Source organism: Stenotrophomonas sp. PAMC25021 (assembly GCF_004795795.1).
Classification (GTDB): Bacteria; Pseudomonadota; Gammaproteobacteria; order Xanthomonadales; family Xanthomonadaceae; genus Stenotrophomonas; species Stenotrophomonas muris.
Window position 1 is genome coordinate 4,524,433 of the sequence record NZ_CP039255.1, and the last position, 12,033, is coordinate 4,536,465.

10 protein-coding genes are annotated in these 12,033 nt (G+C 65.9%); 7 read left to right on the forward strand and 3 right to left on the reverse strand.

What is annotated here, in order from left to right; all coding sequences use genetic code 11:
* The first annotated feature begins 87 nt into the window (after positions 1-87).
* Together E5790_RS21010 and E5790_RS21015 are read left to right on the forward strand one after the other, a co-directional pair.
* On the forward strand, positions 88-369 hold the full coding sequence (locus E5790_RS21010) for a hypothetical protein (protein ID WP_032966721.1): 282 nt from the start codon (positions 88-90) through the stop codon (positions 367-369).
* Between the two features lie 787 nt (positions 370-1,156).
* The gene (locus E5790_RS21015) at positions 1,157-2,275 is read left to right on the forward strand and encodes a sensor histidine kinase (RefSeq protein ID WP_111206850.1); all 1,119 of its coding nucleotides are present in this window, start codon (positions 1,157-1,159) and stop codon (positions 2,273-2,275) included.
* A 22-nt stretch (positions 2,276-2,297) separates the two neighbouring features.
* Here the strand turns inward: E5790_RS21015 and E5790_RS21020 are convergent, their stop codons facing one another.
* On the reverse strand, positions 2,298-2,777 hold the full coding sequence (locus E5790_RS21020; RefSeq protein ID WP_014647140.1) for a GNAT family N-acetyltransferase: 480 nt from the start codon (positions 2,775-2,777) through the stop codon (positions 2,298-2,300).
* Positions 2,778-2,910: 133 nt separating this feature from the next.
* Between E5790_RS21020 and E5790_RS21025 the strand changes: the two genes are divergently transcribed.
* Positions 2,911-5,106, forward strand: coding sequence for a hypothetical protein (locus E5790_RS21025; RefSeq protein ID WP_111206851.1), 2,196 nt, complete (start codon positions 2,911-2,913; stop codon positions 5,104-5,106).
* Positions 5,107-5,177: 71 nt separating this feature from the next.
* Positions 5,178-5,663, forward strand: coding sequence for a TspO/MBR family protein (locus E5790_RS21030; RefSeq protein WP_049439841.1), 486 nt, complete (start codon positions 5,178-5,180; stop codon positions 5,661-5,663).
* Between the two features lie 16 nt (positions 5,664-5,679).
* Here E5790_RS21030 and E5790_RS21035 read toward each other — a convergent pair whose 3' ends face one another.
* A complete protein-coding gene (locus E5790_RS21035) occupies positions 5,680-5,973 on the reverse strand; it encodes a hypothetical protein (protein ID WP_111206852.1) in 294 nt (97 codons plus the stop codon).
* Between the two features lie 263 nt (positions 5,974-6,236).
* Between E5790_RS21035 and E5790_RS21040 the strand changes: the two genes are divergently transcribed.
* Genes E5790_RS21040 through E5790_RS21050 form a run of 3 tightly spaced genes read left to right on the forward strand, consistent with a single transcriptional unit; the run spans position 6,237 to position 11,330 of the window.
* Positions 6,237-8,474: an ATP-binding protein gene (locus E5790_RS21040; RefSeq protein WP_111206853.1), complete on the forward strand. Its 2,238-nt coding sequence runs from the start codon at positions 6,237-6,239 to the stop codon at positions 8,472-8,474.
* Positions 8,471-8,938: a response regulator gene (locus tag E5790_RS21045; protein ID WP_014647135.1), complete on the forward strand. Its 468-nt coding sequence runs from the start codon at positions 8,471-8,473 to the stop codon at positions 8,936-8,938. The genes E5790_RS21040 and E5790_RS21045 overlap by 4 nt, the downstream gene beginning before the upstream one ends.
* Complete coding sequence (locus tag E5790_RS21050) at positions 8,931-11,330, forward strand: response regulator (RefSeq protein WP_111206854.1); 2,400 nt, start codon at positions 8,931-8,933, stop codon at positions 11,328-11,330. Before E5790_RS21045 ends, E5790_RS21050 begins: the two co-directional genes overlap by 8 nt.
* A 2-nt stretch (positions 11,331-11,332) precedes the next feature.
* Here the strand turns inward: E5790_RS21050 and E5790_RS21055 are convergent, their stop codons facing one another.
* On the reverse strand, positions 11,333-12,025 hold the full coding sequence (locus tag E5790_RS21055) for an oxidoreductase (RefSeq protein WP_032961090.1): 693 nt from the start codon (positions 12,023-12,025) through the stop codon (positions 11,333-11,335).
* Between the last annotated feature and the right edge of the window lie 8 nt (positions 12,026-12,033).

Below are 12,033 nucleotides of genomic sequence, written 5' to 3' on the forward strand. Positions count from 1 at the left end.
AATAGGGCGGGGCAGCCATTTTCGCGACGTGTATCACACTTGCTATGATCGCGCCGACACACTGAGTGTCACACTCGAAGGATCGAAATGGCCGTCTATGTAGTGACCTGGAACTTGAACCGCGAAGCGAACTACGAAGCAAAGCGGACAGCGTTTCTGAACCACCTGAATCGGCACGAAAACGTCGCCGATCCCGGCCTTGAGACCGTGCGATGGATCTCAACGAGCCTATCCGCCGACGCTCTATGCACCGATCTCAGGCAGCGTCTTGATGGGAACGACCGGATCTTTGTCACCCATGTCTACACAGGCAGCCACCAAGGCTACCTATCCAACACGACCTGGGCATGGATCAATCAGCGGCTGTGACCCTGAGGGACGTATTCAGTGGCGCCTCCCAAGGCACCACTATGGTCCTCGCCACAGCTGGAACTATCGCGATCCCGGCAAAAGAAGATGCTGGCCTTGGAGACTGCCGTAGCGTGACGTACATCTGCCATCAGTCATGCAGCCCCGAGCCCGCCATCGGACAAACTCAAAATCAAAGAGCGCGCCCCTGCAGATCTCGGTTTAATCAGGGCAGGAAGCGCGGGCCTGCAGGCCCAGATTAGCCGCACGCGGAGCGGCGCGCGATTTGCCAAGGCTTGCTCCCCCAGCGCCCAGAATCACCGATACGCAGACCGCGATCTTCGCCGGTGGCACAAGGGTTCACTCGCAGGTTAAATTGAGCAACCACCAACCGAGACTCTTGGGGCAACTTGTCTGCCGTTCGATCAAATCTGGGGCATCAGTTTCGTAGCTTCGTCGAATTAGGGGCGCCTTGATGGGAGTTCCGTCAAATGTGGGGCGACTTTCCGTAGAAAATGGGGCGACTTTTCGTAGTAGGTGGGGCGACTTCTCCCCGTCAATCACCATTGCCATGCAGAGCCAACAAAGGCCCAGATTTGACGGATACGACATTTCGCATAATGTATATTATGTTCTAGCCAGACTGGCCCGGGCGACCGTCGCCCGGGCCCGACCCGCGCTGCAGGCTCCCCCTTCATATGGCCGCCCCAACACCGGCAGAACCGCGCCCCACAGGCCGAGCCTTTCTCACCCCGTATCCAAACGCCCTCGTGTAGGCTCGGCGCACCACTTAAGGACGGGTTTGGCGATGCGCCTGGCTGATTTTATCGAACAGAATGCGCGGGAAATCCTCGACGACGCGGTGGCATTCGCCGAAACGCAGGCACCCGATACCGTCGAGTTCAGCGCAAAGCAACTTCGGAATCATCTTCCCCAGATTCTTCAGGCGGTCATAGACGATCTCAGATCGCCGCAGACAGACTCCCAGCAGCTCGCAAAGTCCCACGGGCTTGCACCGTTGAAACCCGGCCCCGAGTCCGCCGCGTCCTATCATGGCCGAACCCGCGCCATCGCCGGCTTTGGCCTCAACCAGATGGTGGCTGAGTATCGAGCGCTTCGGGCTTCGGTACTTCGGCGATGGGCATCCGACCAGCGGCTGGTCACTTCATCGATCGATGACATCCTTCGTTTCAATGAGGCCATCGACCAGGCGGTGGCCGAATCCCTTGCTCAGTTCTCTGCCGAGGTCGAATCCTGGCGGCAGATCTTCCTCGCGGCGCTCGGGCATGATCTCCGAGGCCCCTTGGCAGCGATCATCTTCTCGGCAGACACCCTGGACAGTGGGCTGCAGGACCCAGCTTTGGCCAAGCAGGCCGAGCGGATCATCAACGGCAGCATGCGCATGAAAAAGCTGCTGGACGACCTGCTGGCTTACAGCCGCAGCAAGCTGGGCGATGGGATGGCCATTCATCCGGTGGACTGCGATCTTGCCCAATCGCTTGGCGAGGAAGTCGAATTGCTTCGCGCTGCCCTGCCCCACGTCCCTATCACGTATGAGGTTGAAGGCGATGCCCGCGGTTGCTTCGATGCCTCTTCGTTGCGCGAGGCGGTTCACAACCTCACGACCAACGCCGCAAAGTACGGCGAACACGGCACCGATGTGCGGATCAGCCTTGAGAGCCTCGCCGACCAGACCCTGATCACGGTGAGCAACGCGGGGGCCGAACTGTCGGACGAAGCGTTCAACAGCCTGTTCGATCCCTTGCGCCGAGGCTCGCACAACGCGTCACAGGGAGAACACGCGAGCCTTGGCCTCGGCCTGTTCCTGGTGCGGGAAATCTGCCACGCGCACCGCGGCACTGTTCGTGGACGATGGCGTGATGGCCGCACCTCATTCGTCATCACGCTCCCGAAGAATGCTGATTGATGCGGCCGACCTGGCGACGGCACTACAGGAACCTGTGCATTACGAAGACATCGACCAACCCGCGCCTGCCATGCCGGAAGGCCTCTGGCAGCGTTCCAACCACCGCAAACCCCAGCTTCCGGTACAGCGCCACCGCCGGGCCGTTGGTGCTGACCACGTAATTGAACTGCATGGCCAGGAACCCTTCCGCCCTCGCCCGCTCCAGGCTGTGTTCCACCAGGGCTCGGCCCACGCCCCGCCCCTGTGTCGCGGCGTCGACCACATACGTGGCGCTGGCCACATGCGCCCCAAGGTCAGGGAAATTCGGGCCCATCTTGTACATGCCCACAACCCGGCCCTCCAGCACAGCTACATGAGGTGCCTGGGCCTGGAACCAATGCGCGCGAAACGTCTCGACGGCGAAAGAGCCAGCAAAGGGCAGCGCATCCTGCGTCGCAATGGCTTGCTCGAACATGCCCCACATCACGTCGAAATCGCCTGCACGGGCGGGCCGGATATCCATGCGACTCCTGCAGATCTGTGGTGGTGACTAGGCCGGACACTACCAGAATCCAACGCCTGCTCCGTAGCTGCTTCACGCGCCACCGCCATCGGCTCGGCAATAGTTGCAGATATTCCGGCCTTCAGAGCAGTAGATGTCCCCTGTTTCCGCGCATATCCCGCACCGGCTTCGACGGTGGCGTGTTCCTGCCTGCGTCCTGCTGGGCATCTACCTGCTGTACCTGCTGGCCGGCAACATCTTCCTCAACACACCGCTGTTTGACCAGGTCACCAACCGCAAGCCGCACAAGTTCGTGATGACCACTGGGCCGGCCATTACCGTGCTGCCAGGCCATGTCATCGCCTGGAACGTGCACATGCGCGGCCATGTGAACCACACGGTCTACGTGCTGCACGCCGACCGCGCCAGCGCTCGTCTGGCGGTGCTGCCCCTGTTCCAGCGCGAGGTGCGGGTGCCCCGGCTGCAGGCCACCGGGGTTTCGGCCGAGATCAGCCGCGTGGAAGAGGCCATCCCGCCACCGCCGCGCAGCGACCGCGGCTGGACCCTGCGCTTCGACGCCATCCACAGCGATAGTATCCGCAGCGCACGTTTCGGCAGGCTGCTGATCATCGGCCAGGGCCAGGGCACGGTGGGCTTCCTCAAGCAGCTGCGCGGCGGGCCGTCGGAACTGTTCGAATCCGAGGTTGCATTCAGCGATGCGGACACCAGTTTTGACGGCGTGCAGCTGTTGGGCGACATGGATCTCACCGCGCGCTTCAGCTATCCGCGCCATTATCGGGACCAGGCGCCCGGCCTGGCCAAGTTGAAGCTGCTGCATGCCCAGCTCGAGGTCGATGCCCGCAGCCAGGGCCTGCGCATGGACACCAATGCCACAACGCCGAAGATCTCCAGCGCACCAGTGCCCGGACGGCTGCAGGCCGCACTCCACCTGATCGATGGCCAACTGCAGCCCGGCGACCAAGCGCTGTGGCAGGTGCCGCTCTACCTGGGCGACGGCGCCCCCGATCGCGGCATGCTGGCGCTGCAACTCAATGTGGCCAAGGACCTGCGCCTGCAGGCCCGCTTGCCGCCAAAGTCCGGTTCAGGCAGCGAGGTGGATGCCGATCTGCATATCAGTGGCCGGGACATTCCCTTCCAACAGCCCGCACAGCTGCTGGAACGCAGTTCTGGCACAGTGCGCGGCGAATGGACGTTCACCTCGCTCAACTGGATCCCTGCCCTGTTCGTGCGCAAGCCGTGGCTGCAGCTGGATGGCGGCGGCACGCTGAAGGCGGACCTGCGCCTTCGCAACGGCGAGCTGACCGAAGGCAGCACCGTGGACATTCCTGCAGCCGAAGCCGTGGCCGAGGTGGCGGGTGTGCGCTTGGCGGGCACGGCCAGTGCCCACGGCGAACTGAAGGCCGGCACGCCCAGCCAGGCGCGGCTGGCCGTCCGGTTGCCCCGCTTCACCGCGCGGCCAGGCGATGCCAAGGACGTACGCCTGTTCGACGGCCGGGATCTGGCCCTGGACCTGACCGGCGATGGCCGCCTGCAGGAACTGCGCAAAGGCGTCCGCGCGCAGCTGCGCTTCAGTGAAGCCACCATCCCTGATCTGACCGCCTACAACCGCTACCTGGGTTCGCCCCAGGTGCGACTGCTCCGTGGCACCGGCACCGTGAGTGGTGATGCGACCCTCGATACCGACGGGCGCGTCGGCCATGGCACGGCCCGGCTGTTGGGGCGCAACGCCAGTGCAAAGGTGGCAGGGCTGGACATGGGCGGCGATATCGACGTGAACGCAACACTGCGCCGGGGAGACTTCAACCAGCGTCATTTCGATCTGTCCGGCACCACGGTCGAGCTACGCAACGTGCAGGTGGCGGGCACGCAGGGCTCGACGGCATGGAAAGGCCGCGTGGACTTCAGGCGTGGGCGCATCGATGCGCAGTCGCCGTTCCAGGTGGATGCCACCACGGACCTCGATCTCAGCGATGCGCGACCGTTGCTGGCGCTGTTCGCAGAGCGCACCGACTACCCGCGCTGGACCTTGTCCCTGCTGGATTCCGGACAGGTACAGGCGCAGGCGACGCTGCGCTGGCGCCCTGGCCATCTGGTCATCGATGGCCTGCAGGCCGAGAACGACCGCCTGTCGGTACGCGCGCGGCTGGATCTGCTGGAACAGCGCAAGCGCGGTGATCTCTATCTACGGTGGGGGCTGCTGGGTGCGGGCATCGAGCTGGACGGCGACCAGCGCCAATGGCATCTGGCCAAGGCACGCGAGTGGTTTGACCAGCAGCCTTCGCTGCTGCCAGCGGGCCAGGGCACGGGTGCTGCAGGCTCGTCGCACTGAAGGCAACCGTCTGCATCCATTGCCGGCCCCGGTGCGTATACACCGACGCCCCAATTGACGAGTTGCACGCAATGAACAAGCGCACACAGGCCTATGGCCTTCTGGGATGGGTGGCGATCACCTTCGCTGCCGCCGCACTGGGCGCGTGGGCCTCGACGTCCGCCGCCAGCTTCTATGCCACCCTCGTCCTGCCTGCATGGGCGCCGCCTGCCGGTGTGTTTGGCCCGGCATGGACCCTGCTGTACGCCATGATGGCGATTGCGGCGTGGCTGGTCTGGCGGGAGCGCGGCTGGCGCGGCGCGCGGCCTGCGCTGTGGCTCTATCTGGTGCAGCTGGCCATCAATGCACTGTGGAGCTGGCTGTTCTTCGGCTGGAAGCTGGGCGCCCTCGCCTTCGCCGACATCCTGGTGCTGGTGGCGCTGGTGTGCGCGACGATGCTCGCGTTCGTGCGCGTCCGCACGATGGCAGCCGTACTGCTGCTGCCCTATCTGGCCTGGATTTGCTTCGCCTCGGCGCTCAACTTCGCAGTCTGGCGTGCCAACCCCGGGCTGCTGTGATAGCGCGCCGCATCGCTTACGCCTGGGCCACGACCTGTGGGCGCCAGTTCCTCAACAGTGCCGGCTTGAACGCCTGCTGCCCGCAGCCGGCGGGGCAACGCACCACACGCGCCGACGAATGGCTGACCAGGCCTTGTCCTTCTTCGGCCTTGAACACCGTCTCGCAGGACAGGCAACGGGCCACCAGCGAATACAGGTGCAGCAACCGGCCACTGGCGGGGTCCTGCAGTGCATCCACATCCAGCAGTTCGAACTGGCAACTGTCAGCCAGCATGCGGTACGGCGTAGAAGGCAGGGTCTGCAGGTTCACGGGCGTGGTATCCGACGGAAGTCGAGCCACCCTAGGGCAGCCGCTGTCGAGCCGGCGTGCAGCGCAGATGCACTGGCCGCGAAGCCGGCAGAGACGCCTGCCGAATGCGCATCGCTGCTTGTATGAAGAATTCAGTTTCAGATGGAGGACACGCCACATGCACAGGGAGGTAGGCGGATACGCTCTTTTGCTTCACCATCCATGGTTACCGGATACACCGCTGGGTCGTTCCTGCCCTTCACGAATCATGAGTCCCGCCCTTGATGCCTTCTGCTGAGCCCACGCACGACGCTGCCCTGTCGCGTTGCGCGCGCGAACCGATCCATACCCCCGGCGCGATCCAGCCGTACGGTGTGCTTCTGGTGGTGGAACCGCACTCGCTGCAGGTGCGTGAGCGCGCCATCAGCCACCCCGCCCTGCTGCAGCAGTTCGGCGAGCCATTGATGCAACACGTCGCCGAGGTGCTGGGTGGCGTGCTGGCGCCGTTCCAGGCGGTGTTGCAGCAGGCCACGGTCGGCAGCAGCGCACACGTGGGCGCGGTGCATCTGGATGGCCATGGCCGCCACCAGCTGCTCGTGCACCGGTCTGCAACCGACCTTCTGGTTGAACTGGAGGCGCCGGTTCCGGGCCAGCCCGGTTCGCTGGAAGAGCTGTACCCGGCGATCCGCGAGCTGATGTCCGGCATCGAGACCGCCACGACGGTGGAAGACCTGTGCAGGCTGGCCGCCGCGCATGTGCGACGCCTCACCGGCTTCGACCGCACCCTGGTCTACCAGTTCGATGCAGGCTGGAATGGCACGGTGGTGGCCGAGGACGGCAACGGCCTGCTGCCATCCTATCTGGACCTGCGCTTCCCCGAATCGGACATCCCCGCCCAGGCGCGTGAGCTGTACCGCCGCAACCGGGTGCGCCTGATTGCGGACAGCGATTACACCCCTGCGCCGCTGTTGCGCGCGGAAGCGCATCGCGACGCGCCTCCCACCGACCTGAGCCTGGCCGTGCTGCGCAGCGTCTCGCCGGTGCACCTGCAGTACATGCGCAACATGGGCACCGGGGCATCAATGTCGGTGTCGCTGGTGCACGAAGGGCAGCTGTGGGGCCTGGTGTCCTGCCACGCGGTGCAGCCGCGCCGCCTGCCGTACCACGTGCGTACGGCCTGTGAGTTCATGGGCCAGATCCTGTCGCTGCAGATCGCGCTGAAGGAGCGCGCGCGCGCGATCGAGGAACGCGTGGCCCGTCGCTCGGTGCTGGTCAAGCTGCTGGCACGCATGGCCGGGGACGAAGAGTTCATGGCGGCGCTGCGCCACGATGAGGCCAGCCTGCTGTCCCTGACCGGCGCGGCCGGCGCGGCCATCGTGCACAAGGGGGACTGCATGCGCGTGGGGCAGTGCCCGCCCCCCAGCGAGGTGCTGGCCCTGGCCGACTGGCTGGCCAACCAGCACGCCGGGCAGGAAATGTACTGCACCGATCATCTCGCCGGCGACTGGTCGCCTGCCGCGCACCTGACCGACGTGGCCAGTGGCCTGCTGGCGGTGTCGATCTCGCAGCTCCATCACAGCTACCTGATGTGGTTCCGGCCGGAGGTCGTGCGCACCGTGCGCTGGGGGGGCGACCCGCGCAAGACCGAGGCACCCGGCGTGGCCCTGTCGCCGCGGAACTCGTTCGAGGCGTGGAAGGAGACCGTGCAGCAGCGCAGCCTGCCCTGGAGTGATGCCGACTGCGATGCCGCGCACGAAATGCGCACCGCCATTGTCGACATCGTGCTGCGCAAGGCCGAGGAAATGGCGGAGCTGAACGAACAGCTGGTGCGCAGCAACAAGGAACTGGAAGCGTTCTCCTATTCGGTCAGCCACGACCTGCGCGCTCCCTTCCGCCACATCGTCGGCTACTCGGAGCTGCTGGGCAGCTCTGCGGGCGAGCGCCTCAACGACACCGAACGCCGCTTCCTCGACACCATCGTGGAATCGGCGAAATCTGCCGGCACGTTGGTGGATGACCTGCTCAGCTTCTCGCAGATGGGCCGCTCGACGGTGGGCAGGGTGCGGCTGGACATGGCTGCGCTGGCCGAGGACGTACGCAGGACGTTGGCCCTGGACTATGCCGGCCGCGAGGTGCAGTGGACGCTGGCGCCGCTGCCGGAAGTCGAGGCCGATCCGACCATGCTGCGCCTGGTCTGGCAGAACCTGCTGGGCAACGCGATCAAGTTCACCCGCGAGCGCGAGCAGGCGGTTATCGAGGTCGGCCACGAACGCAACGACGACGAAGACCATTTCTTCGTGCGCGACAACGGCTGCGGCTTCGACATGCGCTACGTGGACAAGCTGTTCGGCGTGTTCCAGCGCCTGCATCACGTCGAGGAATTCGAAGGCACCGGCATCGGCCTGGCCAATGTGCGCCGCATCATCGGCCGCCACGGCGGCCGCACCTGGGCCGAGGGCGAACCCGGCAAGGGCGCCACGATCCATTTCACCCTACCCCGTTCCACAGGAGATCACCCATGAGGGACCTGCGGCCGATCCTCCTGGTCGAGGACAGCCCCAAAGACGCCGAGCTGACGATGGCCGCGTTGTCACGCTGCCAGCTGCTGAACGACGTCATCCACGTGCGCGATGGCGCCGAGGCGCTGGACTACCTGCGCTGCGAAGGCAAGTTCGCCGGCGCCATGCACGGCGGCCCGGTCGTGGTGCTGCTGGACCTGAAGCTGCCCAAGGTCAATGGCCTGGAAGTGCTCGAACAGGTCCGTGGCGACGCGCAGCTGAGCAGCACCCCGATCGTGATGCTGACCTCCTCGCGCGAGGAACAGGACCTGGTGCGGAGCTACGAACTGGGCGTCAATGCATTCGTGGTCAAGCCGGTCGATTTCAAGGAATTCTTCGATGCCATCCAGGGGCTGGGCATGTTCTGGGGCATCACCAACCAGCCACCGCCGCACCGGCCCAACGGTTCGGGGCAGCACCATGCGTGATGGATCGCGCCGCAGTGAGCGCCTGCGCATCCTCATGCTGGAGGACAGCGCGCTTGACGCGGAGCTGATCAGCGCACAGCTGCAGCGCGCAGGCCTCGACTTCGAGGCCGAGCGGCTGTGGACCCGCAATGCGTTCATCGAGGCGATCGACAATCGCCCCTTCGACATCATCCTGGCCGACCACGTACTGCCCGGATTCGATGGCGATGCCGCCCTTGCGCTGGCGCGCGAGCGCATCCCGCACACGCCTTTCATCTTCGTCTCCGGCACCCTGACCGAAGAGCTGGCCGTGCAGGCCTTGACCCGCGGCGCACGCGACTATGTGGTGAAGCAGCGCCTGCAGCGCTTGCCGGATGCCATCCGTCGCGCGCGGCAGGAAGCCCACGAGCGCAACCAGCTGGTGCAGGCGCAGGCTGCGCTCAATGAGAGCCAGGCGCAGCTGCAGCAGGTGACCGACGCCGTTCCGGCGCTGATCGCCCGGCTCGACAAGGACCACCGCTACCGCTTCGCGAACAAGGCGTTCCTGGATTGGCATGGCGTGAGCCAGGCCGAATTGCTGGGACGCCTTGCCCGCGATGTCAGCGGCATCAGCGCCTTCGAACGTGCCCTCCCCAGCCTGGAACGCGTGCTGCAGGGCGAGCGCACCAGCTTCCAGGTCGAGCTCGTGCATCGCAGCGGCCAGTCACGATTCGTGCAGATGGACTGCGTGCCGGAGCATGCCGCCGATGGCAGCGTGGCCGGCTACATCTGCATGGGCAGCGACGTATCGGTGTTGAAGCAGGCCGAACTGGCCCTGCGTGAGGACAACCAGGCCCTGGAGCAGCAGGTGCAGGCGCGCACCGCCGAACTGCGGGCCAGCAAACGGCGGCTGCAGGCAATCTTTGAATCCAGCTTCCAGCATCAGGTGCTGCTGGATCTGTCCGGGCGCGTGGTCGATGCCAATGACGCTTCATTGGCCGCCGTGCTGGCGGACAAGAAGGACATTGTCGGCCAGCGCTTCGGCGAATCCCTGTGGTTCGCCAACACCGACGGCGTCGGCGCGGTGGTTGACCAGGCCGTCGCCGCGGCGGCGCAGGGTCGCAACTCGCTGCATTCCCTCGAGCTGGAACTGCCCACCGGCCGGCGCAGCTTCGACGTCTCGCTGCGCCCGCTGCTGGACGCCGACGGCGTGGCCACTGCCGTGGTATCGGAGGCGGTGGAAACCACTGCGCGGCGGCAGGCCGAGCATGCGCTTCGCCAGTCGCAGAAGATCGAGGCGGTCGGCCAGCTCACCGGCGGCATCGCGCATGATTTCAACAACATCCTGACGGTGATCTCGGGCAACATCGAGCACGCCATGCTGCTCAGCGAACGGGCCGGCGAAGCCGGCGCGATGGCCAGCCGTGCCCTGGACAATGCCCTGAAGGGGGTTGGCCGTGCCGCCAGCCTCACCCAGCGCCTGCTCGCCTTTGCCCGGCGCCAGCCGCTGCACAGCCAGGCAGCCAACCTCAACGAGTGCCTGCTGGACATGCAGGACATGCTGCGGCGGGCGCTGGGCGAACTGGTGCAACTGGACATCCGCACCGCCGAGGACATCTGGTGCGTGGAGATCGACATCAGCCAACTGGAAGCGTCGGTGCTGAACCTGGCGGTCAATGCGCGCGACGCGATGCCGCACGGCGGCCGCCTGGTGATCGAAGTCGACAACAGCCACCTCGACCACGACTACGCCGCATTGTTCCCGGATGCTTCCCCCGGCGAGTATGTGATGCTGCGGGTGCGCGACAACGGCCACGGCATGGACGCGGCCACCCTGGCGCGCGTGTTCGAGCCGTTCTTCACCACCAAGCAGGTCGGCCGCGGCACCGGGCTCGGCCTGTCGATGGTGCACGGCTTCGTGAAGCAGTCCGGTGGCCACGTGCTGATCGATTCGGTGGAAGGCGGCGGTACCAGCATCACCATGATGTTCCCGCGCACGCCTCTGGCGCTGCCTTGCGAGGCTCGCGTCCCGCAGACGGGCCTGGCCGGCTACTCGCCACGCGAGGAAACCGTGCTGGTGGCCGAGGACAACGACGATGTCCGTGCGCATACAGTCGATGCGCTGCGCCTGCTGGGCTACCGCGTGCTGGAAGCGCACGACGGCCCCTCGGCGTTGCGGCTGCTGGAACGGCCGGACACCAAGGTCGACCTGCTGTTCTCGGACGTGGTGATGCCGGGCATGTCCGGCTGGGAGCTGGTGCGTGAGGTGCGTGAACGCTGGCCGGCAATCGCGGTCCTGTTCACGTCAGGCTATCCACGCGACCACGATGCGGTTGGCGCGCAGGGGCGTGCAGCCGCCCTGCTGCCAAAGCCATTTACCCGCAGTGACCTTGCGCTGGCAGTGCGCACCGCGCTGGAGGCTGCGCCGCGCTGAGGTCAGGCGGACGCATCGCGCATGCCTGCCGCGATCCGGTTGATATCCGCGCACTCGATCGTGGCCGGCGGGTTTTCTCTTCCGGCCAGGGCGATCATGGCCATGCCCAGCGCCAGGTTGCTGGTCATCAGCGAGGGCGCGAGCGCACCGGCCAGTTTCATCAACGGTGCGCCGCCCCAGTACAGGGGTTTCAACAGGGCATGCCGGGTACCTGTCCCCGGCACCGGCCGGACCCCGCCCGGACGCAGCATCACCGCGCGCAGCGGCAGCGCCTGCAACGCCCGCTCGGTCTCGCCCTTCACCCGCAGCGGCATCAGCCGGCTTTGCGGGTCCGCGCCTGCGCCGGAGACATACAGGAAGGACCCCTGCGGATTCACCGCAGCCCAGGCGCGGGCCACTGCCAGTGTGGTGTCCAGGGTCACGCGCCGGTACTCGGCCTCGGCAGTGCCAACCGGTGGCGCACCGGCACAATAGAAGCATGCGTCGTACCCGGCCAGTTCATCACGCTGCGCGTCGATGTGCAGGAAGTCCGGGACCACCCGTTCGCTGCCGGGTCCGCGCAGGCTGCCCGGGCGCCGCACCAGCGCGGTCAAGCCGGCAACCTGCGGCGAACGCTGGCAGGCCAGGGCAACGCCCTGCCCCACCAGGCCTGCAGCGCCGGTCAGGAGAATCCGCAATGTCCGTGCCTGAGCCATGGCCAGGG

Coding starts and splice junctions, on each gene's coding strand:
- E5790_RS21010 (WP_032966721.1), top strand. CDS start 88: ATGGCCGTCTATGTAGTGACCTGGAACTTGAACCGCGAAGCGAACTAC.
- E5790_RS21015 (WP_111206850.1), top strand. CDS start 1,157: ATGCGCCTGGCTGATTTTATCGAACAGAATGCGCGGGAAATCCTCGAC.
- E5790_RS21020 (WP_014647140.1), bottom strand. CDS start 2,777: ATGGATATCCGGCCCGCCCGTGCAGGCGATTTCGACGTGATGTGGGGC.
- E5790_RS21025 (WP_111206851.1), top strand. CDS start 2,911: ATGTCCCCTGTTTCCGCGCATATCCCGCACCGGCTTCGACGGTGGCGT.
- E5790_RS21030 (WP_049439841.1), top strand. CDS start 5,178: ATGAACAAGCGCACACAGGCCTATGGCCTTCTGGGATGGGTGGCGATC.
- E5790_RS21040 (WP_111206853.1), top strand. CDS start 6,237: ATGCCTTCTGCTGAGCCCACGCACGACGCTGCCCTGTCGCGTTGCGCG.
- E5790_RS21045 (WP_014647135.1), top strand. CDS start 8,471: ATGAGGGACCTGCGGCCGATCCTCCTGGTCGAGGACAGCCCCAAAGAC.
- E5790_RS21050 (WP_111206854.1), top strand. CDS start 8,931: ATGCGTGATGGATCGCGCCGCAGTGAGCGCCTGCGCATCCTCATGCTG.
- E5790_RS21055 (WP_032961090.1), bottom strand. CDS start 12,025: ATGGCTCAGGCACGGACATTGCGGATTCTCCTGACCGGCGCTGCAGGC.